The organism is Bacillus alkalisoli (genome assembly GCF_002797415.1).
Lineage (GTDB): Bacteria > Bacillota > Bacilli > Bacillales > Bacillaceae_I > Bacillus_CD > Bacillus_CD alkalisoli.
On the sequence record NZ_KZ454944.1, the window covers coordinates 830229 to 856499 of the forward strand.

Annotated in this window: 30 protein-coding genes; 11 read left to right on the plus strand and 19 right to left on the minus strand. The window is 35.3% G+C overall.

The features are described from left to right. Positions 1-9 precede the first annotated feature (9 nt). From CDZ89_RS03925 to CDZ89_RS03950, 6 genes are all read right to left on the minus strand, one after another. Complete coding sequence (locus CDZ89_RS03925) at positions 10-828, minus strand: hypothetical protein (RefSeq protein ID WP_100333306.1); 819 nt, start codon at positions 826-828, stop codon at positions 10-12. Then, positions 779-1384, minus strand: a complete 606-nt coding sequence (locus tag CDZ89_RS03930) for an RNA polymerase sigma factor (RefSeq protein ID WP_096156809.1) — start codon at positions 1382-1384, stop codon at positions 779-781. Before CDZ89_RS03930 ends, CDZ89_RS03925 begins: the two co-directional genes overlap by 50 nt. 33 nt (positions 1385-1417) lie before the next feature. After that, complete coding sequence (locus tag CDZ89_RS03935) at positions 1418-3643, minus strand: ABC-2 family transporter permease (RefSeq protein WP_100333307.1); 2226 nt, start codon at positions 3641-3643, stop codon at positions 1418-1420. Then, positions 3640-4497, minus strand: coding sequence for an ABC transporter ATP-binding protein (locus tag CDZ89_RS03940; protein WP_100333308.1), 858 nt, complete (start codon positions 4495-4497; stop codon positions 3640-3642). Before CDZ89_RS03940 ends, CDZ89_RS03935 begins: the two co-directional genes overlap by 4 nt. Positions 4498-4621: 124 nt before the next feature. Continuing rightward, entirely contained in the window at positions 4622-5080 is a 459-nt protein-coding gene (locus tag CDZ89_RS03945) for a YuzC family spore coat inner layer protein (protein WP_141395248.1), read from the minus strand. Positions 5081-5629: 549 nt separating this feature from the next. Beyond that, complete coding sequence (locus CDZ89_RS03950; RefSeq protein ID WP_096156813.1) at positions 5630-6475, minus strand: SDR family oxidoreductase; 846 nt, start codon at positions 6473-6475, stop codon at positions 5630-5632. Positions 6476-6652: 177 nt separating this feature from the next. Here CDZ89_RS03950 and CDZ89_RS03955 point away from each other — a divergent pair, with 177 nt between their 5' ends. The 3 genes from CDZ89_RS03955 (at position 6653) to CDZ89_RS03965 (ending at position 8681) form a co-directional block, all read left to right on the plus strand. Continuing rightward, a complete protein-coding gene (locus CDZ89_RS03955) occupies positions 6653-7261 on the plus strand; it encodes a DedA family protein (RefSeq protein ID WP_096156814.1) in 609 nt (202 codons plus the stop codon). Positions 7262-7313: 52 nt separating this feature from the next. After that, positions 7314-7940: an SIMPL domain-containing protein gene (locus CDZ89_RS03960; RefSeq protein WP_096156815.1), complete on the plus strand. Its 627-nt coding sequence runs from the start codon at positions 7314-7316 to the stop codon at positions 7938-7940. Between the two features lie 357 nt (positions 7941-8297). Further along, the gene (locus CDZ89_RS03965; protein WP_100333309.1) at positions 8298-8681 is read left to right on the plus strand and encodes a hotdog fold thioesterase; all 384 of its coding nucleotides are present in this window, start codon (positions 8298-8300) and stop codon (positions 8679-8681) included. A gap of 147 nt (positions 8682-8828) precedes the next feature. Here the strand turns inward: CDZ89_RS03965 and CDZ89_RS03970 are convergent, their stop codons facing one another. Then, positions 8829-10013: an MFS transporter gene (locus tag CDZ89_RS03970; protein ID WP_176483861.1), complete on the minus strand. Its 1185-nt coding sequence runs from the start codon at positions 10011-10013 to the stop codon at positions 8829-8831. Between the two features lie 282 nt (positions 10014-10295). On the opposite strand from CDZ89_RS03970, the gene kapD reads away from it, so the two are divergent. Next, complete coding sequence (gene kapD, locus CDZ89_RS03975; protein WP_096157074.1) at positions 10296-10901, plus strand: 3'-5' exonuclease KapD; 606 nt, start codon at positions 10296-10298, stop codon at positions 10899-10901. A gap of 83 nt (positions 10902-10984) precedes the next feature. Here the strand turns inward: kapD and CDZ89_RS03980 are convergent, their stop codons facing one another. Then, entirely contained in the window at positions 10985-11368 is a 384-nt protein-coding gene (locus tag CDZ89_RS03980) for a kinase-associated lipoprotein KapB (protein ID WP_100333310.1), read from the minus strand. Between the two features lie 85 nt (positions 11369-11453). Between CDZ89_RS03980 and CDZ89_RS03985 the strand changes: the two genes are divergently transcribed. The 4 genes from CDZ89_RS03985 (at position 11454) to CDZ89_RS04000 (ending at position 14021) form a co-directional block, all read left to right on the plus strand. Further along, positions 11454-12185 carry a peptidylprolyl isomerase gene (locus tag CDZ89_RS03985; RefSeq protein ID WP_096156819.1) on the plus strand — a complete coding sequence of 244 codons (732 nt, stop codon included), beginning with the start codon at positions 11454-11456 and terminating at the stop codon, positions 12183-12185. Between the two features lie 142 nt (positions 12186-12327). Continuing rightward, a complete protein-coding gene (locus tag CDZ89_RS03990; RefSeq protein ID WP_096156820.1) occupies positions 12328-12531 on the plus strand; it encodes a hypothetical protein in 204 nt (67 codons plus the stop codon). Between the two features lie 132 nt (positions 12532-12663). Continuing rightward, the gene (locus tag CDZ89_RS03995; RefSeq protein ID WP_406564914.1) at positions 12664-13209 is read left to right on the plus strand and encodes a superoxide dismutase family protein; all 546 of its coding nucleotides are present in this window, start codon (positions 12664-12666) and stop codon (positions 13207-13209) included. Positions 13210-13421: 212 nt separating this feature from the next. Next, complete coding sequence (locus CDZ89_RS04000; RefSeq protein ID WP_096156822.1) at positions 13422-14021, plus strand: histidine phosphatase family protein; 600 nt, start codon at positions 13422-13424, stop codon at positions 14019-14021. A 211-nt stretch (positions 14022-14232) separates the two neighbouring features. Here CDZ89_RS04000 and CDZ89_RS04005 read toward each other — a convergent pair whose 3' ends face one another. Then, on the minus strand, positions 14233-15402 hold the full coding sequence (locus CDZ89_RS04005; RefSeq protein ID WP_227521432.1) for a MalY/PatB family protein: 1170 nt from the start codon (positions 15400-15402) through the stop codon (positions 14233-14235). Positions 15403-15655: 253 nt separating this feature from the next. On the opposite strand from CDZ89_RS04005, the gene CDZ89_RS04010 reads away from it, so the two are divergent. Next, positions 15656-15916 carry a DUF1871 family protein gene (locus tag CDZ89_RS04010; RefSeq protein WP_096156823.1) on the plus strand — a complete coding sequence of 87 codons (261 nt, stop codon included), beginning with the start codon at positions 15656-15658 and terminating at the stop codon, positions 15914-15916. Positions 15917-15988: 72 nt separating this feature from the next. Here the strand turns inward: CDZ89_RS04010 and CDZ89_RS04015 are convergent, their stop codons facing one another. Together CDZ89_RS04015 and CDZ89_RS04020 are read right to left on the minus strand one after the other, a co-directional pair. Next, on the minus strand, positions 15989-16819 hold the full coding sequence (locus tag CDZ89_RS04015) for an alpha/beta fold hydrolase (protein WP_100333311.1): 831 nt from the start codon (positions 16817-16819) through the stop codon (positions 15989-15991). A gap of 338 nt (positions 16820-17157) precedes the next feature. Beyond that, a complete protein-coding gene (locus CDZ89_RS04020; protein ID WP_096156825.1) occupies positions 17158-17514 on the minus strand; it encodes a helix-turn-helix domain-containing protein in 357 nt (118 codons plus the stop codon). 306 nt (positions 17515-17820) lie between these two features. On the opposite strand from CDZ89_RS04020, the gene yugI reads away from it, so the two are divergent. After that, positions 17821-18225 (plus strand): S1 domain-containing post-transcriptional regulator GSP13, encoded by a 405-nt coding sequence (gene yugI, locus CDZ89_RS04025; protein WP_096156826.1) that lies wholly within the window; start codon positions 17821-17823, stop codon positions 18223-18225. 245 nt (positions 18226-18470) lie between these two features. Here yugI and CDZ89_RS04030 read toward each other — a convergent pair whose 3' ends face one another. Then, a complete protein-coding gene (locus tag CDZ89_RS04030; protein ID WP_096156827.1) occupies positions 18471-18704 on the minus strand; it encodes a DUF378 domain-containing protein in 234 nt (77 codons plus the stop codon). A gap of 495 nt (positions 18705-19199) precedes the next feature. On the opposite strand from CDZ89_RS04030, the gene CDZ89_RS04035 reads away from it, so the two are divergent. Next, a complete protein-coding gene (locus CDZ89_RS04035; RefSeq protein WP_096156828.1) occupies positions 19200-20363 on the plus strand; it encodes an iron-containing alcohol dehydrogenase in 1164 nt (387 codons plus the stop codon). A gap of 45 nt (positions 20364-20408) precedes the next feature. Here the strand turns inward: CDZ89_RS04035 and mnhG are convergent, their stop codons facing one another. The 7 genes from mnhG to CDZ89_RS04070 are packed head-to-tail and all read right to left on the minus strand — an operon-like array spanning position 20409 to position 26188. Beyond that, a complete protein-coding gene (gene mnhG / locus CDZ89_RS04040) occupies positions 20409-20780 on the minus strand; it encodes a monovalent cation/H(+) antiporter subunit G (RefSeq protein ID WP_096156829.1) in 372 nt (123 codons plus the stop codon). Then, complete coding sequence (locus CDZ89_RS04045; protein ID WP_096156830.1) at positions 20764-21060, minus strand: Na(+)/H(+) antiporter subunit F1; 297 nt, start codon at positions 21058-21060, stop codon at positions 20764-20766. Before CDZ89_RS04045 ends, mnhG begins: the two co-directional genes overlap by 17 nt. 1 nt (position 21061) lies before the next feature. Continuing rightward, positions 21062-21538, minus strand: coding sequence for a Na+/H+ antiporter subunit E (locus tag CDZ89_RS04050; protein ID WP_096156831.1), 477 nt, complete (start codon positions 21536-21538; stop codon positions 21062-21064). Between the two features lie 5 nt (positions 21539-21543). Next, a complete protein-coding gene (locus CDZ89_RS04055) occupies positions 21544-23025 on the minus strand; it encodes a Na+/H+ antiporter subunit D (RefSeq protein WP_096156832.1) in 1482 nt (493 codons plus the stop codon). Further along, positions 23018-23359 carry a Na(+)/H(+) antiporter subunit C gene (locus CDZ89_RS04060; RefSeq protein ID WP_096156833.1) on the minus strand — a complete coding sequence of 114 codons (342 nt, stop codon included), beginning with the start codon at positions 23357-23359 and terminating at the stop codon, positions 23018-23020. Before CDZ89_RS04060 ends, CDZ89_RS04055 begins: the two co-directional genes overlap by 8 nt. Next, positions 23359-23781 (minus strand): Na(+)/H(+) antiporter subunit B, encoded by a 423-nt coding sequence (locus tag CDZ89_RS04065; RefSeq protein WP_096156834.1) that lies wholly within the window; start codon positions 23779-23781, stop codon positions 23359-23361. Before CDZ89_RS04065 ends, CDZ89_RS04060 begins: the two co-directional genes overlap by 1 nt. Continuing rightward, the gene (locus tag CDZ89_RS04070; protein WP_096156835.1) at positions 23768-26188 is read right to left on the minus strand and encodes a Na+/H+ antiporter subunit A; all 2421 of its coding nucleotides are present in this window, start codon (positions 26186-26188) and stop codon (positions 23768-23770) included. Before CDZ89_RS04070 ends, CDZ89_RS04065 begins: the two co-directional genes overlap by 14 nt. Positions 26189-26271 lie beyond the last annotated feature (83 nt).

Consider the following 26271-nt stretch of genomic DNA (forward strand, 5'->3'; position numbering starts at 1 on the left):
TATTACCTTCTATACTTGGAAGTCTGTTGCAAATAAGCTCTTTCTTAGAGCACGAATGGACAATACAATACCGATAAACAACAGTATTAGTTGATAAATAGCCATATGATTCATTGTAATGGTAGATTCTTCACGCCACAAATAATTTTCTTGCAAAAAGACGTCTGCTATAAAAATAGCAAGCCACGTAACGCCGGCTGCACCTAGTCCGAACAATACTCCTTTTTTCATCGTAACATACGCAAATGCTCCAAAAGTTAAAATAGCCGGAGCAATCCAATATAAGAGAAACGGTAACATATAAATCGAAACAGAAGCACCTACAATAACAGAACTAACGACACCAAACAGTAAGTTCATAAAAAGGATGATTAACATTCTAGTCATTAATAACAATGCTGGTGGAAAAGGTGTAATACTTTCGACTAACCGAATTTCTTTATTCCATGATTGAAACGTATAAAAAATTCCTATTATGATGGAAAGAGGTATGACAAATAAAAAGAATGTTTCTGGATTTCTTGGTGTTGCACTAGCTGTATATAGCGTTAACATAGTAAATATCCCTAAACTAACAATCCAAAAATGCCATTGATAAAAGGACAATTGATTTTTCATCTGTGAAAGTAAGGTTGGTTTTTGTAATTTGAAAGCTTCTGCTGGAACTTCTTCTTGTTGCTGAAGCTTTGAGAACTCCATTTGTAAGCTGGATAAAAGTTTGTTTGTATCCTCATTGGAAGGTGTTTTAACAACATATTGGGCTAGTGTTTCTTTCAACTCATCTTCTAACCTGTACATTTCTTCGTCGTTGTTCTTGAAGTTGTTCACTTTTAGCCGCCTCCTTCGTTTCATCTTCCATAAAATGCTTAAGCTTTTTTAATGCGTGAAATAAATTAGACTTTACTGTTCCAAGTGGTAAATCCGTTATTTCAGCTATTTCTTTTAACTTTAAATCTTGAAAAAAGCGCAACATAACAATTTGCTGTTGCGTTTGGGGCAAATGATTCAATGCATGTAGAATCTCTTTTCTAGTTTCTTGATGTTCATAAATTTCTATTACGGATGGCTTTTCATCTTTCTTAATAGGAAGATCATCGGCTGGCGGAGACTCCGAACGGTATTGTGCACTTTTCCAATAGTCTTTACAAATATTAGTCGCCACACGATATAGCCATGCTTTTGGATGTGTTGGTATATGTTTTTGTTGTAATTGCTTTATTAAACGTATGAACGTATCTTGCACAAGATCTTCTGCTTTTTTTGAATCTTTCACAAGTCGTTCTATATATTGATAGATTGGCGCATGATAGCGATGGACAAACACTTCAAAAGCTGTTTGGTCGCCCTTCGCCATTAGCTCTAACAATTGTTCATCTTGTACCAATACTAATCCCCCTCTCACTCCTGTTTGTAACCTTCAATCTAAATTGTTTTCTACCTCATCCCATTTCTGTTTCCATTCTGAATAGGTAATGTATGGAGTGTCTAATATTTCATCATAAAAGAAAGCGAGAACTTCTTTCACTTGCTCCTTCTTTCCTGTTTCTAGTGCTAGAGCAATTTCAAACAATACTTTTGAGTTATAATCATGAAATAAATTTTGTGATTTTAAAATTTCTTTAATCCGTTCCTCGTTACTTAAACTACTATTATTACTAAACCATGTTATATTTCCCAATTCATTTAACATATAATGAGACCTAGTGTAATAATTGTCAAAATAGTCCCAGTCCTTGCCGAAAAAGTCGACTAATGTCAACAATATATATCCATGTGCAATTCCGACGGTAACAGAGTCTTGGCGATATTCGACATAATCTCCATACAGTTTCCGAGGGTTTTCAGGGAACAAAAATATATTTATTATTTCCGTAATATAATAGTCAGCTGTTTGGTCCATCCACTCATCATTATTATAATAACCTAACTCCATTTGCATATCGTAAAACAAGGAGCTATCACGAGTGTTTGCGTAAAATGGATCCGATCCAGTCAATTGAAGGCCTGGGAGACTAATTAACGTTGGCATACTAGATTGTATTGGTAACCAGTCCGAAAGATAATCATACATTCCGTTTAATTGTAACGAATTATCAATAAGCTTCTTCATTTGCTCTACTTTCGTCACGATAGATATAGGAACAGAAGAGAGTGATGTTTCTGTTAAACCATCCATTGAAAATAATGTTAAGCCAGTTCTATTATTGCTTTTAAAAACCATAGTATTATCTTCAGTTATCTCTTTTTCCTCATATGTACCAAAAACCTCATGAGCAAAGCCAGTTAAGGAAACATGAAAGTCTGACGGATAAAAGGTATTACTATTAGATAGATTGGAAAGAGAAAGGTTTTCTTGCGCTGTATAATAGTCCAATTGAAATATTTTATATTGTCCAATAATTGGATACCATGCAATATTAGAAGGTAAAAACATGTCGGAGCCTTCAATAAAAGCAAGAAGTCTTTCGCGACCTCCTATAGTAGTCCATTCATTTAATTCACCAGAATATTTCACGACTAAATTATTTTCCTCTAACTCTTCTTCTTCAAACGTTATGAATTGAAAATCCCGATCGAAATGGACACTTTTTCCGTTCCATATCACATCTTCAATTTCAAAGTTTGGATAGAGTGTAAAGGTAAAGGGCTGTTGGTTCGTCTTTTGTAGGGTAACTTTCGACTCTAACAAAATAGTATCTTGCTTACGTTTCATGTCAATCTTATAGGTTTCACTAGGAAATAGAACGGATTCGTTATCAGACTGTTCTTTTACTCCGTTTACTAAGTAATGATGATTTTGAAGTCGATCCTTCCAAAACATGGAGTAAGGTATAAAAGTACTACAAGCTACTATAGCTACTAAACTTATACTCACTAGCTTTGCGCTCTTTTTATTCATAAGCCTTTTTGACATTAATTTTAATAGAGTAATGAAGAATAAAAGGATAGTAAATCCAATGACAAAAATTTGTGCATACATTTTTTCCGTTTGCTGAAGATTAATGGACCAACCATATTGATAAGTGTTCGACAAGAAAAACTTATTTAAATGAAACACTTTAAAAATAAATAAGTTGTCCCTTTCCATAATGAAACCTTCCATGAAAAATGTTCCAAACATCCAAGCGCAAAACACGATAATATAAACAATTCTATGTGTAATAAAAGCCGCTAAAGTCATTCCGAGAACAATGGTAACGCTATATGCTATTTGACTTTGTAAAAGAATGGAAACAGCTTCTTTTTGTAAAATAGAAAAGTCAGTATACGACTTCCCCAATAGAAAATACGGAATTAAAAAGACCACAGAAAAAATATTTGTATACAAAAATATGGACGAAAACTTCGCTAAAAGCTTAGACAAATAAGAATGTGGAAGTGTGTTCATCCATTCTAATAGTTCTGTCTGGCTATCCCTTCTAATGGATAAAACACTTGCTAGGAATACAATACCCAATGTAATGGTATGACCTAAAGATAAAAACTCGTACGAACTTCTTAAAAAGTCATGATTAGGGTAATAGTTTCTATTTGCCATCCAAATAACTGTAATGAAGAGATAAAGGATAGGGGTAATGAGAAAGAACCAATTTTTATAAAGGAATTTATTCTCTAATTGAAACTGTTGCCAATACTTTCTCATTTTAGTTCCTCCAATAAATCCATGTATCCGTCTTCTAAAGTAGGTTCAATAGCTTTTGCATATTGGTAGGGCTTTTCATCTGCTAGAAGATATACAAACAATTGGCCGTTCTCTTCTTTCATTTGAAGAACCGTGTATCCTAATGAATCGCTAGTTGACTTAACAGGAACCTCCCAAACCTTACACCGCGCTTTCTCTTTTAAATCAGCCACTGTACCACCAAACACTTTTTTCCCTTTATTCAAAACAACTAAGTCATGACAGCTACTTTCAATGTCAGATACAACATGAGTAGAGAGTAGGACACATTTCTCATCGCTAACTTTAGAAATTAAGTTTCGAAAGCGTAACCGTTCTTCTGGATCTAATCCAACTGTTGGTTCATCAAATATAAGAAGAGTAGGATCGCCAATTAATGCTTGAGCAATTCCTATCCTTTGCTTCATACCATGAGAGTACGTTTTTACTTTTTCATTTGCTTTAGGAAGTAAATTTACTTCTTCCAATACATGCATGATATGCTCTCGCCGAACTTTTTTGTTTTTAACTCCTTTCATAACTGCTATATAGTTTAAAAACTCATAAGCAGTTACTTGTGGATAAACGTGAAAGTGTTGTGGTAAGTAACCAACGCTAGAGCGGATATGGTTTGCTTCCTTTGTTAATGGTTTTCCATTTACGAAAATATCCCCACTTGAGGGAGCGAGAAGTGTTGCTAGTATTCTCATAAAAGTTGTTTTTCCAGCGCCGTTTGGGCCAAGTAGTCCAAGAACCCCTTTTGAAAAAGTGAAGCTTACATCATCTAGGGCATTAAATGAATTATATATTTTTGTTAAACTTTTCACTTCAATCATTTTCCATACTTCCTGACTTCATTTTTTACAATAATTATAACGAATCAAGTGAGGAAAAAGTTTAACTTTAGGAAAAATAAAAAACGACCAAATTTTGGTCGCTGAATAGTTAACGATATTAAACTTAGCCTCTCCACCTTAACGCGATGGTTAAGTTACAACAATTTTTATCACCTGTAAGTTTTAAATTAATTCCGTCGGGGTTGTATGTTACATCTACACTAGAGTGTATGCCAGTTGTTTTTAACAGTTCATCTACTTTTTTGGTGTCAGATTCTTGTGCCGCACTCATGACAGATATTGCAAAATCTTTAGATTCAGCTAAGCGGTCTAAAACAAGACTAGCCTCTCTCATTAACTCTTGCATTTCATGTGCGGATTCGGTAAACATGGTCGGATCCACTTCTGGATATGGGCGCTGTGCAAAAGGATTATAATATTGATAATAATTTTGCCAATAGTTTTGTTGATTAGGGTGTGTTCGATAATTGGTAGTAGAAGCTTGGTGTACGTGCGGCTGAACAAATGGGTTAGCTGGGTATTGCATAGGAGAATAACTTGGTATTGAATGGTGGTACATCATTTTCCACTCCTTCCGAAAACATTTCTTTCATAGCCTATGTGAGAGGCAGGAGGAGGGAAAGTTGTCATCCTGTATTATTTGTCTTTACTATTAATTTTTTGATTGTTGACGATGTTCACAGATATTTTTCTTGGAATGATGGCTAATATACTTTAGTTAAAATAATAAATACGATTCGTTTATTGGTAAACGAATACTTATTTCCTTATAGTTGCGAGTAGTTAGTATTGAAATCCCCAGTCCTAACTACTACTTGTAATCATTCGTTTTTCAGCTAGTAGTAGTTTATTATAAAACTACTCACTTAACAAAATAATCATGACATACACGAAACGTTAGTTCATTATTTTTTCCTCCTATGTAGTTGAATTCTTTTGAATTCCGCTGTAGATTTCCGCGCAAGTCTTCGCTTTCCGCGGGCGAGCCGGGAGCCTCCTCGGCTTCGCCTGTGGGGTCTCCCGCTACTCGCTTCTCCCGCAGGAGTCTCCGACTTGCACGGAAATCAACAGCTAGATATCGAAATACTCAAAACAAGCAAATAGTTACACATTACTTCTTATATAAGGTATGTAAAATAATTCGTTCCCATATAAACCAAGGGAGAATTTTTTTGAAGAATATAGTCCATTTTGCACTGCTTCCTACCGGGTACCTTAGTCTCGTTAATCTTTTCATTCTACTAATCTTTAACACTACATCTGCGACTTCATTTGGTGGGCTAAGTTTACTGTTATTTTTTTGCAATTGGGCTTGTATTCGTGTTAACATAGATGAATATACAGATAAATTTTCTTTCTCATATTTTTTTGCGAAGTATGTACCAGTTGTCCATATATTAGTAGAATAAGAGCCAGGCTCAATAAGTGCAACATCTATACCGAATGGTTTTACTTCTAACCGAAGACTTTCGCTATACCCTTCTAGAGCGTGCTTGCTTGCAGCATATGCAGAAATCGAAGGCAATCCTAAGACACCACTTATGGAACTAATATTTACAATTTTTCCTGTCTTTTGCTTCCTCATAATAGGTAATAGGACATTAGTCACTCGGATTACACCAAGAAAGTTTACTTCGAATTGCATTTTATATTCTTCAATAGACACGTCTTCCGTAAAACCACCAACCGCAAATCCAGCATTATTAATTAATAAATCAACACGATGATAATTATTCATAAAAAGTTGAAACTGTTTGACGGAATCGTCCTTTGAAACGTCTAGATGAGTAATCATTAAGTTTGGAAACCTTTCTGTAACAGTTTTAAGAAGATCCTGTTCTTTATGCTCATTCCGAACAGTTGCAATGACATTCCAACCATCTTTTAAAAATCGTTGAACAAAAAGTAGCCCAAATCCACCTGAAGCACCTGTAATAACGACGGTTTTATTTTTCAAAGTTGGTCCTCCAATCAAAAAAGTGAGAGTGCATATAGTCAAGTGTAGCGTGTAAACAAATAAAAGAACATTTTAGAATAGATTAGAATATAAAAAAGAATAGATACTAAAATTCGGCTGTTTACTAAACTTATCAATGAGGGAATAAGTAAGTAAGTCAGGGAGGAGGGATGAGAATTGGAACTAGATGTCATTATAGAAATTGTTCAGCAGTTTGGTTATATTGGTCTATTATTATGGTTATGGTTAGGCATGTTTGGAATACCTGTACCAAATGAACTGCTAGTAACTTCCATCGGTGTCCTCGCACAACAAAAAATTTTAGTGCTAATCCCTGCCCTAATTATAACGTATATTGGTGTCATTTTGAGTGTTACAACGAGTTATTTGTTAGGTAGATTTGCCGGGAAAGGCTTATACAATAAATTATCTAATATTAAACGATTAAATCGATACTTTAAAAGAGCGCAAGATTTAATTGATCGCCATCATACCTTTGCTTTATGTTTCTCCTATTTCTTCCCTGGATTGCGCAATGCGGTTCCTTTTGTAGCTGGGTTTATGAAACTTCCTTTCTACCAGTTTGCCATTGCTGCGTATTCTGCAGCTATTATATGGGTATCGGCTTTCTTTTTCCTCGGGACAACGATTTCGGTAAACTTAGAGACGCTTATTGCTTATCGTGTGGAGATAACGGTCATTGTTCTTTTATTGCTTGTTGTATATACCATCATCAGAAAATACTTAAAGGAAAAAGAAATTTTGCCAATGTCTAAGTATAGATAGCGTATAAATACGACCTCACTCTTCATACATTAGAAGAAGTGAGGTGTTTTTTATGAACAAAAATATAAGAAAAATAGTAGTTCAAGGTAAAGCAGAAAAAGATGTTAAGCCTGATATTGCATATGTCACAATTGGTGTTATGACATCAAGTAAAAATGCAGAAGAAGCCCAACAGGAAAATCGTGTGCGTGCTAACCAAATGATTGCAGCGTTACTTGAGCTTGGAATGGATCAAACTGATATTGAATCCACATCTTACACCGTATTTCCACGTTATAAAGACTTTCAACAAGGAGGAGAACTTATTGCTTACGAAGTTCGCCATTTATTTAAAATAACGGTACGAAACATTATGCAGGTCGGTACGATCTATGATGTTGCATTTCAAAACGGGGCAAATATTGCGGAAAGTATTACGTATGATGTTAGTAACTTTAATACCCTTTATCGAAATGTGCTACAACGAGCAGTTCAAGATGCTTACAAAAAGGCGAGTGCTATTGCTAGTACCATACAAGTTCCTCTACATCCCGTTCCATACAAAGTGGAAGAAGCCTCTCAACCTATATTTTTTGGTGCAAAAACGATGGCGTTCTCCGTACAAGAGATGGCCCCAACCCCTATCCAACCACAAGATGTCACGATAACAGCTACAGTGAATGTAGAGTATGTCTATTAATATAATATGATATAAAAACTTCTAATTGTTTCATTGGTTAGAAGTTTATTTGTCTATATGGGTCGGTCGGTTTCATCATGTATGGTTCTAAGTATACTCAAATAAAAGAATTTCACCATTTTATCGAATCCTTCATAAGCTAGTAAGATAAATCCGTCTTTATTTCATACCATCCATTTACGAACTTTTCACTAACAATCCACATGTGCATAACATTCCACTTTTACTATATAAGAAAAGGAGTGATACGTGTGATAGACTGGTCTGCGTTACTTCCCGTTTTTCTTTTTTTCTTTGTTTATTTTATTGGAGCAGTGCTATTATTAAGGCAAAAGGAATAGAAACGAGGTATAGGGAATGGACTTATCTAATACATTAATTGACCATTTAGGGATGAAGATTGTAGAACTGTCTGATACAAAGGCAGTTGCTACAATGCCAGTGGACAAGCGTACACATCAACCGTTCGGAGTTTTGCATGGCGGAGCATCCGTTGCACTTGCTGAGACCATTGCGAGTATTGGGACATATAACTTAATTGATAAAGAAAATGAGATTTGCGTTGGTTTAGAAATTAATGCAAATCATGTTCGCGGCAAGAAAGATGGCACGGTTACGGCAATCGGAACTGTCTTACACCGAGGTAAATCAACCATGGTTTGGGACATAAAGATTGTAGACGAAGAAGAAAATTTAATCTGTGTGTCTCGTTGTACGATGGCTATTTTAAAAAAGAGGTAAAGTAAGTAAGGAGTCACTGAAAAAGACTATCCATTAGGTTCGAACGAAACTAGGATAGTCTTTGAACCTCCTAGGATACATATATTTAAACTATAGAGAAAAGGAAGCAAAAAGAAAAGAGCTAGAACTGTTAACAAGTTCCAACTCTTATGCTTCAATGGCTCTTTTGGACGTTTCTGTGTGACGAATACTATATAGTAAAAAACAAGCAGAAACTAAAAATATGAAACTAGTAATATAGAATACAGATGTAATACCATACCAACTTGCGACCATCCCGCCTAATACAGGACCTATAACATTCCCGAGAAAGCGGAAACTTACATTATATCCAAGCACTTCTCCTTGCATTGAAAGTGGTGCTGCCGTTCGTATAAACGCTGTCATACACGGAATTAATCCACCAACCACCATTCCAAAAAGGAATCGAAATAACACAAGTTGCCAAAGCGAGGTAACTAGCGCTTGAGGAATATATAAAGCTGCACCTAAGAACATAAGGAGGACAATTACTTTCTCATGCCCAATTTTATCACCAAGGATCCCCCAGTTTCTTGATGCAAGCAAATTCCCAAAACCAGTTGCCGAAAAGGCAAAGCCAGCAAGCAATGCAACATTTGCAGCTCCTGTTAGGTCACTAACATATAAGGCTAGAAGTGGCTGAATACTAAAATTTGCTGCCTGGATAAACAAAGAAATAAACATAATCTTTAATAATAAAGGACTTTTAAAAATGTAGCCTAACACTTCTTTTCTAGTGTATTGCTTTTCTTTTGCTCTCTCCGCAATACTTTTTCTTTTCTCATGTATTCCAAAAGCAACTAACAATACTGCGATATAAATAACAGCAGCTGTAATGAAAAACGTATAAGTAAATCCAAATGCATCTGCCATTACGCCCCCAATTAATGGGCCAAGTAAGCCTCCTGACACAGTACCTGTTTGCAACGTCCCTAATGTTTTTCCAGCTATTGCTTTATCTGTTTGAGCAGAAATAAGGGCAATCGACGTTGGAATGAACCCTGTAACAACTCCCATGAAAAGCCTTAAGAAAAATAACTCATGAACAGTTGTGACAAAACTCATTAATAGAATACTAGTGGCGATACCTATACCAGTTATAAGTAAAATTGGTTTAAATCCGTACTTATCCCCAATTCTTCCCCAAATAGGTGAAACGATAAATGCCGTTAAAAACGTAATCCCGAAAATGATGCCAGACCAACGTTGAATATAAGCTTGTGAAAAATCTCCAAGTGAATCAATAAACAAGGATAAGAAAGGGAGGACCATCGTGGCACTAGCTGCGACAAAAAAGTTGGCAAACCACATAATATACAAATTGCGCTTTGAGTTATTAATTTTATTCACCTTCTTTTTATTTCGGCCATTAAATATTTCGTATAACTAAATAATAACAAAATGGCAGAAAAAAGCAAAGAATTTAATTCGGAAGACGAAGTATTTATTGTTATTCTATCAATGATATAAAAAAATTTGGAAAATTTAATTTTTTGCGCTTAAACCTTGATTAACCATGATATAATGAAGTAATAAATATTCTGAAAACTTCACGAGAGGAGGGACTATAGATTGAAGAGCTCGCCTTTATATATGTTCATTGATTTTGAATTTACGATGCCTGAAAACCGAAATTATCCAAAATACTTTTTTCCAGAAATTATTGAAGTTGGATTAGTTGTTGTGCAGGGAGATGAAGTTCTACATGATTATTCTTCATATGTTAGACCGAAAGCCTTTCCAAACTTAACGAAACGCTGCAGAGACTTTCTAAATATTACGCAAGAAAATGTAAACAACGGAATAAGCTTTGCTGACTTAATTCAAGTACTTCAAACTTTTCATGAGCCAGGTAACACGAGTGTCATCACTTGGGGGAATATGGATATGAGAGTATTAAGGAAAAACTGTGATTTTCAAGGAATTACTTTTCCATTTGAATCGTGTAAATTTACAGATCTGTCCATGGAGTATAAAAGGTTCTTTGGCGACCAAAACCAAACTGGATTATGGAAAGCAGTACAGGAATACGGAAAAGAAGGTACAGGAAAACACCATCGTGCGTTAGATGATGCAAAAACGACGTATAACATTTTTAAATTAGTAGAAAAAGATAAACGTTACTTAGCAAAACCGACACCGACGACGATAGGGGATAGAATTGACTTGTCCAAAATCATGAATAAATTCGCACTATAAAAGGCCAAATCACTCTAACAGTGTTTTGGCCTTTAACTTTTGATGACAGGTGCCAGGCACCACCCGGATTTTGTCGAAAGAAATTAGTTTAGTTTGTAGTCTTTCTTTAGGACTTGAACGTTCTCAAGGCTTCTTTTTGCCCAATTACTATTTTCTTCTTTTAGTTTTTCTTCCATTTTTTCTAGTGAAAGCACTAATGATTCCTTGTATTCAAGAATTTCTCCTTCATAAAGCTTAACCATGTTTTTAGGGATATTTGTTTGTTCCCTAAATGCAAGCGCCTTACGTTCGTGAAATAATGATACATCCACATCTTTTGGTGAATGTAAGTCTCCTTGTTGTGGATGCTTTTCTACAGCTAGTACTTTCACTAAATAATGCATAGGTTTTACATCTGTAATTTCCCCAATATATTTACCTGTTTTATAAATCCCTGTTACTTTATCCCCAATTTTTAATTCTGTCATCGTTTTGTACCTCTCTAATTGTTTTATTTTTCCTCCATTTACGGTATTATCTACAATATAGATAAGAAACTGGAGTGTGATTAAGATGAAAAAATTATGGTTTATCGTTTGTGTAGTAGCCCTTCTTATTGTAACAGGTTGTGGAGCTGGAACAAATAACAATGGACAAGCATCTGAATGTTTAGAAGAAAGAACGCCATTTACAGAAGGTATGGATTTTGAAAATGTTGAATTTCCTCAATTAACGACTGAAGTATTAGAATGTGAAAGAGTAGCAGAAATACATACAAACTATGGAGTAATAACAATTAAACTTTTTCCAACAATGGCACCTAAAGCGGTAGAAAACTTTATTACTCACGCTGAAAACGGCTATTATGATGGATTAATTTTCCACCGAGTGATTGAAAACTTCATGTTACAAGGTGGCGATCCAACAGGTACAGGGTCTGGTGGGGAAAGTATTTGGGATGCACCATTTGAGGACGAGTTTAATGCTAGTCTATTAAATATTCGTGGAGCATTATCGATGGCTAACTCAGGTCCAAATACAAACGGCAGCCAATTCTTCATTGTTCAATCAAAAGATTTCCAATCAGGTTACGATGACCAATACTTAGAATTAGGTTTCCCTGAAGAAGTAGTAGATTTTTATAAGGAAAATGGTGGAACTCCATGGTTAGATCACCGTCACACTGTTTTTGGTCATGTTATTGATGGTATGGATATCGTTGACAAAATCGCTGAAACAGAAGTTGGCCCAGGAGACAAACCGGTGGAAGATGTTGTGATTGAAACGATAACAATTAAAAATTAATGTAAAGCCTGGTTAACAGACATGTTACCAGGCTTTACTAATACTCAAAACTGGTTAGGTATCAGCATTTTTGTTATAATGAGACCGACGTATTCAGAAAAGTAATTTCACTTTTCCTTTAACAATGAAAGGTCGTGGACAAATGCTATCCATGTTTGTTATAAACTTGTTCTTATATTTCCCAGAAGATAAAAGCGAATATATTCCAGCAGCAATTTCATTTAGTATCTTTTTTATATTTTGTATCTTAACTTTTCTCTTCATCGTGAAGGTGTCTAATAAAGAGTCCGAAGAAGCAAAGAAACTAGAAGAGAAATTACGCAAAGAGAACATTATTCAAGATTAAACTTGCAAAATAAGCACCCATTTACAATTGGGTGTTTTTATTTACGCATTTTTCCATGTGAAATGGAGAAACTATAGGAAAATTCGTTTAATGGAGGATATTAAAGTGTATAAGAAAGCGTTAGTACTTCTTATGATCATTACCGGTTTCCTAACAGGTTGTATGGAAGAAAATATTACGCATCTCGATGTAGAAATTTTTAATGCAGATGGAGATAGTTTAGGTGTTGCCAAATTAAAAGAAGTGCCAGATGGCGTTCAAGTCTCATTAAATTTAGAAGGACTGCCACCTGGAGAACACGGAATACATATACATGAAACGGGGAAATGTGATGCTCCAGACTTCAAAACAGCTGGTAATCATCTTAATCCAGACGGGAAAGAACATGGTTTATTACATCCGGAAGGTGCACACGCTGGAGACTTACCAAACATAATTGTGGAGGATGATGGGACACTCGTCATTGATTTAATGGCTCCAGAACTAACATTAAAGGATGGTAAGTTTTCAGTATTTGGTAAAGATGGAACGGCAATCATTATTACAGAAGAGCCAGACGATGGAATGACACAACCAACAGGAGAGTCAGGAGCAAGAATCGCATGCGGTGTTATTACGAAAGAAGTTGCTAAAAAAGGTGAACCAGTAGAAGAGCCGGTAGAAGAGACAGAAGAATAGTAACCATTTCGCCTCAGCTAATTAAATTAGTTGAGGCAATTTTTTTGTAAAAGTATTGTCATAAATTCTTCAAAATTCTTCGTAAAACTAAATAATTCACATGTATCCGTACAAAATACTCTTTACAAATCCGAAATAGTTGTAATACTATTGAAATAATTCTCATTAATTCGTCAATTCTGTAATAAATATATAAAAAAGGGGGGGGAGCCGTGGAGATTCTTATAATTCGACATGGACAGTCTAAAGCGGATCTACTGAATGTCCATGAAGGTAGAGCAGATTTTCCCTTAACTGAGTTAGGAAAACAACAAGCTGCAAAAGTGGCGGATTATTTAAATGAATTTTGTCCTCCAGACATTATTTGGAGTAGTACTTTATTACGTGCATCAGAGACAGCTGAGATTATCGCAAAAAAAGTGGAATGCATGTTAAAGCTTGAGCCAGATTTAATGGAATACAATAATGGAATCCTTGCAGGTTTACCACGTGAAGTAGCAGCAACGAAGTATCCGCTGCCGCTAGGTGGAAGAAAGCCACATGAAAGGATTGAAAAAGGAGAATCAGACTTAGAGTTTAGAATGAGGTCTGAAATTATACTTTCTAAAATTTTAGCAGAAAGTTCGGCTGTGGCACGAATTGCAATCATTTCTCACGGTGGTACTATTTCAAACTTAATTAAAAGCTTATTACAATTACCTGTTAACACTCCAATTAAGTTTTACACTTGCGATACTGGAATGCACTGCTTTAAAAAACATGAGGATCAAGTGACGGTTGTTTATTTAAATAAACAAGATCATTTAAAATAATCTATTCGTAAAAAGACTGCATGAAGACTCTTTATATCTTCTTACAGTCTTTTTGATTATTTGAGTACGTTTCATAATGTATGACTACTAAACGAAAAACGTTTAAAAGCATCGTTTTCTGTATTTAAAAACCTTAATAAACGAACTTATTATTTTGTATATCACTAAAACATTCGTTTTTCATTAAACGAACCGTAATTATGAAATTGATTCATTTACATGCAGTTTTTAATCTGTTAAGACCATCTAATAAAGTTTCTCGTGGGCAAGCGATATTCATTCGGACAAATCCTTTTCCTTCAGGACCGAACTTCTCGCCCATTTCTAAGGCAAGCATGCCTTTATGGAGTAGTCGGCTTTTCAGTTCAGCATCATCTATACCTAGTCCTCTACAGTCAATCCATAATAAATAAGTACTTTCAAGAGGACACACTTTCAACTTCTCGCCCATTTCTTTTTCAATGAACGATGTGGCTTCCTTAACATTAGATTCTATTATTTTCTTCACCTCTTTAAGCCACTCGTCACCTTCTGTATATGCTGCTTCCATTCCAATGATACCAAAAGTGTTTAATGTAAAATGGCCATTTTTCTTTTGAAAAAGTTCAACCTGTTTTCTATACTCATTATTTTCTATTACGATCACAGCCGCTTGTAAACCAGCGATATTAAACGTCTTAGTTGGAGCAATACAAGTGATACAATTGTTAGAAAAATTTGGATCGATAGAAGCAAAAGGTGTATAAACATATCCATCTAATGCAAGATCACCATGAATTTCGTCAGAAACAACTAAAATATTATGTTTTAAACACATTTCACCAAGACGTGTTAATTCCTCTTTTGTCCAAACCGTTCCACCTGGATTATGGGGATTACACAACAATAACATCTTCACTGAATCATCTAACTTTGATTCAAAATCTTCCAAATCAAATTCATACCGACCGTCTTTTAAGACTAAGGAGCTTGTTACTAACTTTCGATTATTCAGTTGAATCATATCAAAAAATGGATAGTAAACAGGAGAAAAAGTAATTATTTTATCACCGACTTCACTGAAAGTTTGCACAGCTAAACTTAATGTTGGAACAACACCAGAAATGTAAGTGAGCCATTCTTCTTTCATACTCCAGTTATGGTTTCTAGCTACCCAATTTACAACAGACGATGAAGTAGAGCGCGGGACAGAGGTGTAACCGTAAACCCCATGTTCCATACGTTTTTTTATTGCTTCAGTCACACTTGGTGGTGCTTGGAAATCCATATCAGCAACCCACATCGGTAATACGTCTTCTCTACCAAAGAAAGTGTTAGTTTCATCCCATTTGATACTTAACGTATTTTTTCGATTCACTACCTTTTGTAACTCAAATGTCACCGCTATTCCTCCTGTCCATTGATTCATACTAAACAAACGAATTGAAACACTGTATAATGAAAAAATAGTTAATCGTAATTATGTTATTTAATCCCATAGATACGGTTCCTTTATTGAAAAACGAAATTTATATTTTTCTTATTTTTTATTTGTTTATAATATGTTTCTGTTTTCCCTTAATATTACTGGGTTATTACTCGTTTTTCGTATAGTATTAATATTCACTACACTCTGTAAGAAAGAAGGTGTTACGATGAAGCCAAACGTGAATTTAATGTTAATGGATACATTAATGTGCTGGGACCCACTAGGATATGGTGAAGATGCTTATGAAACAGAAAGAGTAGATGTCATCCAAGCTGTACATGAGCTGAATGATGAAAAAGCCCTTTCTGTTAAAATTCAACATATATATGAGTTTTCCTTTGAAGAAATGATACCTATAGAAGAATGTAAAAAGAAAGCAATAGAACTTTTGCAAATCAAAAATAGTGATGATGCTTGTTCCATTTAAAAAGGGACGGTAAGGGAATCAACATCCTTTACTGTCCCTTTTTACTTTATTCAATTAAAACGGCTTGTAAAACTAAGTCGCTTCAATAAACTCTAAAATATTCTCATGAACTCCTTCAGGGTTCTCCTCAGGTAACAAATGCCCTGTATTTTGATATGTAATGAGCTTTGAATTTGGTAAGTCTTTTGATAAACGATAGCCAACCTCAATTGGTACAACTTTATCCTCTTCTCCCCAAATAAGCAAACTAGGTGTGTCAATTGACTTTAAAATTTCTGCAGCCAAATCTCCTTCACGATCTCTTATCATTTTTGTTAATGCACGAAAAATATCGTCATTCATAAAAGGTTGTAAATAGCCATCTATCATCTCATCATCAATTAACGAGTGATCATGCACAACATTAAGCAAATTTTGAACGGGTCCACGTCTTCCTAACCAGTACTTTAACCATAAGTGGAAGTAAGGAATTCTTGAAGAATAGATGATTGGCGTGGACATTTTCTTTAAATAACCAGAGCTGCATAATAATACAACTTTATCTACTAAATCTGGTTTCTGTTTGCTCATATTTAACGCTATTTGTCCACCCATACTATGTCCAACCAGCACGACCTTTTGAAAATTTAATTGCTGTATTAAATTCAAAACTACTTTAGCCATGTTTTCGTAAGAATAAATAAAGGAACTTGTTTTACCACTCTTTCCAAAAGGTGGGAGATCGACTGCTAAGACCGTGTATTGCTTCTTCAACAATGGTAAAAGACGCCGGAAACTGAAGGTAGAGGATAAAAATCCGTGTATCAGCACAATTGTCGGCTTCTCATAGCTATAGCGACTATCATGTAATTCATAATATACATCAACACCTAACACATTCATTGTGAAATGATTTTTGTCCATTTTAAACACTCCAACTATTATTTAGAGGTAGTTTAACCTGATAACTCCATTTCAAACGTGTTTTTATTTTCCTATAATAAAATAAAAGTCAGAGTTAATACTTATTGTTTTTTAAAATTTCTTATAAGCGGTTGATTTCCGTGCAAGGCTGAGACTCCCGGCCCGCCCGCGGAAAGCGTAGTCTTGCACGGAAATCAACAGCGGTATTTAACAAAGCCAAACAAAAAAAGACAAAGCCAGTAAAGGCTTTGTCAAAAAATAGGGGGAATACTAAAAAAGTATTGTTAAAATAAGTATTCCCAATTCTCTACTAATTTAAACAAGTTATTAGAAAAAAACTAAACTTTATACTTTTTCTCATAAATGGATTGCATGATGTTTAAAAATTCTTCCTCAGACAAATCTTTTGCTTTACGTAATATCAACTTCGAACGATTTATGCCAATCTCTTTAATAAGTGCTTGAAGTTCTATGTCATTACCACAAGCAGATTGACTTGTATTCTCTAAAAGCTCAGAAGCAGGTACATCTAGAACGGTAGAAAGCTTTAGGATTGTTTCTAGATCAGGTGTTTGTTCCCCAGATTCATACTTTTCAATAGTAGCGGAGCCTACGCGGATTTTTCTGGCAAGTTCTCTTACAGATAATTTGGCACGCTCACGGTACGTTTTAATGTTATCCCCAACCTTCCTCATTACTATCACCCTCTCTAATATGTCTTCTTATTATTATCATATCACCGCTATACTTTAAAAAGTATGAACATTTTTCGATAATTAGAAAGAAAGATTTAGTTTTTTGAAACAATTTTTGTCACAAATTTTAAACATTAGACTCAAATATAAACTATCGTATCAGGGTAAATAAAAACATTCTCATTTGTAAAACATAACAAAGAGATGTAACGCAATAAATATTTTTTGTTAAAAAGTAAAGTTTGTGGTATAATTATTTATTGCGTTGAAAGTATATAAAAAAATATAATTATTAGGAGTGTTTTCATGTCAGATAAATATCAAGTAGGTAACATTTTAGACGGTAAAGTAACGGGAATTCAAGCGTATGGTGCGTTTGTAGCATTAGACGAAGAAACTCAAGGTTTAGTTCATATTTCTGAAATTACACACGGATATGTTAAAGATGTTAATGAGCATTTAAAAATTGGAGATGAAGTGAAAGTTAAGGTTCTTTCTGTAGACGAAGCGAACGGAAAAATTAGTCTTTCAATCAAAGCTACAGAAGAAGCACCGAAGCAACAAGCTGCTGCTCCAAAAAAGCCTAACAAAAAACGTCAAGCAACTACAACTGTCAAAACTGACGATTCAGCTGCTGGCTTCAACACTTTAAAAGATAAACTTGAAGAGTGGATCGAGCAATCTAAGCGTGAAGATTTAATTAAAAAGTAATAAAGTTTTAAAATCCTTACATGTTGTAGGGGTTTTTTTATGTTCTTTTTATGAGTTATCCTTTAAAAATGATATAAATCAAGAAATTAGAGGATATCTTTAAAAATTAAATTAATCCGTAAAAGTTCAATTTTATCTGGAAAAATTATTTTATATCCAGATTTACTACTTTGTACACTTCTTCAAATAATAAAAATAACCGCTTCCTCAATTGAAGAAGCGGCACTTACATAAATCTAATCAAATTAACGAGTAGTACGTGGTTCAACTTCTCTTTCGTACTCTTCAGATGGTCTGAAAAGTAAACCAAGGTTAATTAATCCCGCGATACCAACTAAGCTATAGATGATGCGAGATAACCATGCATTTTGTCCACCGAAGATTGCTGCTACTAAGTCAAAACCGAAGAAACCAATTAATCCCCAGTTTAACGCACCAATAATCGTCAACACTAGTGCAATTCTTTGAATTGTACTCATTCACATTCCCTCCTTGAGAATATAAGTGCTTCATATATATAGTTTGTTTCATCGCCAAAATTATTCATGCTATGCAAAAATATTTTTGAAAATAATCTTATCTCAAAGGTTTTACAATATTTTTAGGTTGTATTCAGACTATTTTTTGAAAATATAGTAACTAGCTGTTGATTTCCGTGCAAGGCGAAGACTCCTCGAAAATGCTACCTCATTTTCTTCGTGCGATGCATCGCTCACGTAGCCTTCCTTGTCCTGCGGGAGAAGCGGGAGACGGGGAGACCCCACAGATGCGAATGCGTCGAGCTGGCCATGGCTTAAACTCGAGGAGCTAGTCGCTTGACCTAGACACGCCCGCGGAAAGCGAAGCCTTGCATGGAAATCAACAGCGGTGTTTATCAGTGACATTTTTTAAAGTAATACTTCTAAAAAAAGAGCTCATTCTTTGCAACCAATGATGGAATATTACATAATAGACACAATAGGAGGGATAGTCAAATGGAAAATTTCACATTTTATAATCCAACAAAACTGATCTTTGGAAAAGGTCAATTAGAAACTTTGCCAGATGAATTAAGTAACTATGGAAAAAACGTTTTACTTGTTTATGGTGGAGGGAGTATTAAAAAGAGTGGTCTTTATAACCAAGTCATTGATCAATTACATAAAGCTGGAGCACAAGTAACAGAACTTGCAGGCGTAGAGCCAAATCCAAGAGTATCAACTGCTAGAAAAGGAGTAAAGCTATGTCGAGAAAACAGTATAGACTTTATATTAGCAGTTGGAGGAGGGAGCGTTATTGACTGTACAAAAGCTATTGCAGCTGGTGCAAAATATGATGGAGACGTATGGGATATAGTATTACGAAACCATATTGCTACAGAAGCGTTACCTTTTGGTACGGTTTTAACTTTAGCAGCTACAGGTTCTGAGATGAACTCTGGTTCTGTTATTACAAACTGGGAGACAAAAGAGAAATATGGCTGGGGAAGTCCTGTGACGTTCCCTCAATTCTCAATTTTAGATCCAACGAACACATTCACTGTTCCAAAAGACCATACTGTTTACGGTATTGTTGATATGATGTCACACGTATTCGAACAGTATTTCAACACAGGAACAAATACACCACTACAAGACCGTATGTGTGAATCTGTTCTTCAAACAGTGATGGAAACAGCGCCTAAATTGTTAGAAGACTTAACCAACTATGAGCACAGAGAAACTATCCTTTATAATGGTACTATTGCACTTAACGGTATGTTACAAATGGGATATAGAGGAGACTGGGCGTCACATGGAATAGAACATGCGGTTTCTGCTATTTATGACATTCCTCATGCTGGTGGTTTAGCAATTCTTTTTCCGAATTGGATGAAGCATGTAATAGATACGAATGTACCAAAATTTAAGCAATTAGCTATAAGAGTATTCGGTGTAGACGAAAAAGGAAGAGACGATCGCGAAGTGGCATTAGAAGGTATCGAAAAGCTAAGAGAGTTTTGGAACAGCTTAGGAGCTCCTTCCCGATTAGCCGAGTATGAAATAGATGACAAACATATAGACGAAATGGTAGAGCATGCACTAGCTCGTGGCCCAATAGGTAACTTTAAACCTTTAGCAAAAGAGGACGTTAAAGCAATTTTACAGGCATCTCTATAATGTTCAAAAAAGAACCGCTACTATAAAAAGTAGCGGTTCTTTGCTTCATGCCTTCATCTTCATTTGTTTCTCAGCTAATTCTTTCTTCGCCTTTAAATCATCTTGAATGGAGCTATCAGCTAACTTAACATCTGTATAGTAAGCAGCCCTAGTAATAAGATGCCCTGCTACAGGTGCAGTGACAAATACAAACACTATACCAAGTATTAATCGTGCACTAAAGTAATTATCTGCAATCCAGAAATACAATAGAGTCGCAATCAAAACGAACAATACTCCTAGTGTTGCACTTTTAGAAGCTGCATGACTCCGACAATACACATCTGGAAGTCTAAGTAAACCAATCGTTGTTACTAAACTAAGGAGAGAACCTAGAATGACGATTCCACCAATTATATAACTAGCTGCTTCTGTCACGGTCGATTATCTCTCCTTTCTGTATGAACTTCGAGAACGCTACTGTACCAACAAAAGCAATAACTCCGATTAATAAAATAACTTCTAAAAATGCATCCGTTCTTAACATAATAGAAATGATAGCAGTGATTGCAATCAAGTTAATTCCAATCGAGTCTAAAGCCATTACTCTGTCAGGTACAGAGGGGCCTTTTACAACCCGATATACAAGACCAAGGGTGGAGATAGATAAAATGAGTAAACCAATTGTCAGCATGGAGTCTAAGGGTGTATCTGGCATTTTACCTAGTCACCTCCTTAATGGCCTCTTCAAAGTTATGTTTAATATCACTAATAATTTTATCAACGTCTGGCATATTCATCGCATGGATATAAAGGATTTTATTATCATCCGAAATATCCATAACCAATGTCCCTGGCGTTAAACTAATTAAAAGAGATAAAAGAGTAATTTCCCAATTTGACTTTAAGTCTGTTGGCATTGCGAAAATACCGGGCTTAATGTCTAATTTTGGTTTTAATATATCTTTAATAACTTGAATGTTAGATAGTATTAACTCTCTTAGGAAGATGAGTAATAGTTTCGTCGCAGCCCATACTCTTGAGAAGTATAATCTGCCAGGCAAGAACCTTCTCATTGCCCAAATAATAAAACCGCCCCAGAAAAAACCGACAAAGAAAGTCGAGAAAGACCACTCGTTTTTCAAAAACATCCATATAAATGCAATCAATAAATTTATTAATATTTGAAAAGCCATCGCAACTACTCCTTTAAAACAGCTTGGATATAGATTGAAGGATCCATCAACGTTTCTGCTGCTTGCATGATGTACGGTGTTATTGTTTCAGCCCCTAAACCGATAAATGCAGAGACTGCAATCAATATGACAGAAGGATAAAGAAGTCCTTTTGTAGATCCTTTCTCTTCTTTTTCTGTAAGTACTTCTTCTCTAAAGAAGCAGTTCATGAATATTTTCATCACAGAATAAAGAACTAAAAGACTTGAGAAAAGCATAACACCAACAAATACGTAATGACCTCCAGCTAATCCAGCTTGAGTTAGTAAGACCTTTCCAACGAATCCACTTAGAGGTGGAATACCAGCTAAAGCAAGAGTTGCAGTAAAGAACATCCAACCAAGTAATGGGTGACGTTTTATGACTCCGCCCATTTCTTTGATTTTATCTGTACCTGTAATAGCAAACAGTGCTCCTGCTAGTAAGAAAAGAGCTCCTTTTATAACCATATCATGAACTAAGTAGAAGATTGATCCTGCATAACCGATCTCTGTTGCTATAGCAACACCGAAAACGATTACTCCAACTGCCGTCACAATGTTATAAATTAATATTTTCTTAACGTCCCAATATGCAATAGCGCCAATCGCACCGATTAAAATGGTTATGATAGCTAAAACGCCGATAATCATATGAGTTATTTGTGGTTCATGATAGAAAATTATCGAAAATGTACGTATGATCGCGTACACTCCTACCTTCGTTAACAAAGCAGCAAATAATGCTGTTATAGCGTATGGCGGTGCTTGATAAGAACCAGGTAACCATAAGTAAAGTGGGAATATACCACCCTTTAAGCCGAAAACAATTAGGAACAATACTGCTATTACAGTTAGAATTCCAGTTTGACCTGATTCCGCTACTTTCGCAGATACGTCAGCAATGTTTAAGGTACCAACAACTCCATATAAATAAGCTAGTGCTATAACGAATAAACCCGAAGAAACAATGTTAATTAAAATATACTTTAAAGATTCGCGCATTTGAATTTGAGTGCCACCGATTACAATAAGTACATATGAAGAAATTAACATTACTTCGAAAAATACGAAAAGGTTAAATAAGTCTCCTGTTAAAAATGCCCCCATTACGCCTGTTATTAAAAATTGAGAAAAGGCATAATAGTAATATTTCTCCCGTTCTTCGCCTACACCACGAAAAGCAAATAATACACAAGCAAAACTTACAATTAATCCAGTAAGTACAAGCAATGCTGCAAACATATCTGCAACAAGTACTATCCCGTAAGGTGGCTCCCAACTACCAAGTTCAAGTGTTTGTACACCATTTTCATATACGGATTGAACTAGGATAAAAGAGGCAATAGTTGCAAGAGACAATGAAACTACACTTATCCACTTTTGTAACTGAATTTTCCTAGGTATAAATAATAGGATCGAAGCAGTGATAAAAGGGATAAGGATAGGTAAGATGACAAGGTTATTCATGATTTTCATTTCCCCTTAATTTATCCATATCGTCTGTCTTCAATTCTTGGTACGCTCTGTATGCTAACACAAGGAAGAAAGATGTAACTCCAAAACTAATAACAATTGCAGTTAATATTAGAGCTTGAGGTAAGGGGTCAGCGTACAAATCGGCCTCTTGTCCTAGTAAAGGTGCAGCCCCTCGCTTTAAACCTGCCATTGTAAGTAAAAACATATGAGCTCCATGTGCTAATAATCCTGTACCTACTATAATTCTTAATATACTTTTTGAAAGAATTAAATAGGTTGCAATTGCAATTAAAATACCTGCAACAAATATCATTAATATCTCCATTATTCACTCTCTCCTATCGTTTGAATAATGGTCATCGCAACGCCGACAACTACTAAATATACTCCAACATCAAAAATTACGGGTGTTGCTAATGCAGTTTTCCCTAATATCGGAAAATCGTAATACGTAAAAGTATGCGTTAAAAATGGAACGTTAAAGAAAAGCGAACCGACGCCACTAAGTATACAAATTAATAATCCGATTGCTGCAACTGTCATAAAGTCTATTGGAAAAACTGTTTTAACTGTCTTCATGTCGAATGCTAACAATAACAGAACTAATGCTGCTGAAGTCATTAATCCCCCGATAAAACCTCCACCAGGTGTATAGTGGCCTGCAAAAAAGAGGTAAATGGCAAAGGTAATAACGATAAAAGATAGGACGGTAGTGACGGTTTGAAGAATAACATCATTTACTTTCACCTTTTACCCCTCCTTTCTTACCAACCATACGGAACTTGATCATCGTATAGATACCAAAGGCAGCAATAACTAAAACAGCTGCTTCAAATAAAGTATCAAAACCTCGGAAATCAACTAGTATTACATTTACCATATTTTTTCCACCAGCTCTTTCATATGAATACATCTCAAAAAAGCTTGAAATAGAATCATACAGTCTAGAGCTATTAACAGATATACCAATTATTATTACTAGTAAACCAACTCCTACAGAGATGATGAAGTTTGTCATTTTAAAGCGTAGTCGATTTACTTCTTTTGAAAGATCAGGTAAGTGATAGAAGCATAGTAAGAATAATGCTACTGAAACTGTTTCTATGATTAATTGGGTAAGCGCTAAATCTGGTGCTCGGAATAGTACAAAGAAAAGAGCCATTGTATAACCAACAACACCTAATGAAATAATTGCCACCAAACGAGATTTAGCAAACAAAATTGTAACTGCTGCAGCAACCATAACTAGAGCTAATACTAACTCATATATTCCAACAGGAGCAACATTTTCCGTATTAAATGCAAAAGCGTCTACACGAATAAAAACAGCCCCTAAGAGGACTATCATAAACGCAAATGCAATCGCTAAATAGTCACGGATAAATCCCGTCATATAAGAATGTGTAAATGCAGCAGACCCTCTATCTATTGCAACTAACCCACCATCATATAATCGGTTTAATGCTAAACGTTGTGGGAACCAATCGTAAATCTTGCCCCATTTTGCAAGTGTTAAATATAGCAATGATCCGAATGCAACTACTCCAATTGTCATAAATATCTCTTCAGTCCATCCATGCCAGAAATAAATTTCAACCATTTGGACATCTAACGTATTAAAGTAAATCGATTGTACGGTTACACCTATTAGATTTTTTAATAAATCTGGGAAAAATCCGAATATAATTACTAATGAAGCTAAGATGATTGGAGGAACTAACATACCAATCGGCGCCTCATGTGGTTTTTTATCAAGCTTTTCAGGTTGATATTTACCCATAAATGTTTTGAATACTATAACCATGGAATAAATGAACGTAAAAATACTAGCTACCCAAGCTAAAACTGGGAATAGAATGCCTAGTGTATCCATGTTCCAAATTCCAATTTCTGTAGCTCTTAACATTCCTGTAAAGAACATCTCTTTACTTAAGAAACCATTGAATGGTGGTAAACCAGCCATCGCAAATGTTCCGATGATGGCAAGTGTAAACGTAATAGGCATTAACGTCATTAAACCACCAAGTTTACGAATATCACGCGTTCCTGTCTCATGATCGACAATCCCGACTACCATGAACAGGCTTCCTTTAAACGTTGCATGGTTGATTAAGTGGAAAACAGCGGCCATTGTTGCAACGGAAGCAAACGAATAGGCATGTGTTCCATCTATATCGTAATATGCTGCTGCACTACCAATTCCTAGTAGTGTCATAATTAAACCAAGCTGACTCACAGTGGAGAAAGCTAAGATGGACTTTAAATCCGTTTGTTTTACTGCGGAGAAAGATCCCCAGAACAATGTGATAATACCAAATATCGATATGAGCCAGAACCATTCTGGTGCTCCAGCGAAAACTGGACTCATACGAGCTACTAAATATATTCCCGCTTTAACCATCGTTGCAGAGTGTAGGTATGCACTAACTGGAGTAGGTGCTTCCATCGCATCTGGTAACCAAATATGAAATGGGAATTGAGCTGATTTTGTAAATGCTCCTAGTAAAAATAGAACCAATGCTGGTACAAATAAATGACTAGATGTTACTAAATCAAGGTTTGCAATAATCTCACGAACGCTAAACGTGCCAGTCATATTATAAAGAAGAACAATACCACCAAGCATTGCTAATCCACCGAATACGGTAATTAACATCGACTTTTGTGCTCCATAGCGAGATTTTTCACGGTGATACCAATAACTAATTAATAAGAAAGAAGAAATACTTGTTAACTCCCAGAAGGAGTACATAACGATAAGGTTATCAGAAAGAACAACTCCAAGCATCGCACCCATAAACATTAATAAATACACGTAAAATGTGTTAAGTGCTTCTTTCTCTTTTGATAAGTAATAAATAGAGTAAAGAACAACTAATGAACCTATTCCAGTGATGAGCAAGGCAAAAAGTAAACCTAGACCATCTAAGTACACAATAAAATCAATTCCTAATGAAGGAATCCAGCTCATCGTACTAATAAAAGCTTCGCCATTCATTATTGGCCCTAAATAACTTATAAAATAAGCAAACAGGACAACTGGCAATACTAGCACAAACCAGCCAGTATGTAATTGACGGAAATACTTATGTAAAAATGGCACAAGTACCGCCAAAAGTAATGGCGAAAGAATCACTAAATGAATCAGTGACAAGACACAAACCTCCCCTAAATCTTTAATTTCCTTTAAATGACATAAGAAAACAACGGCAACCAACCTAATTTGTCAAGTGAGGA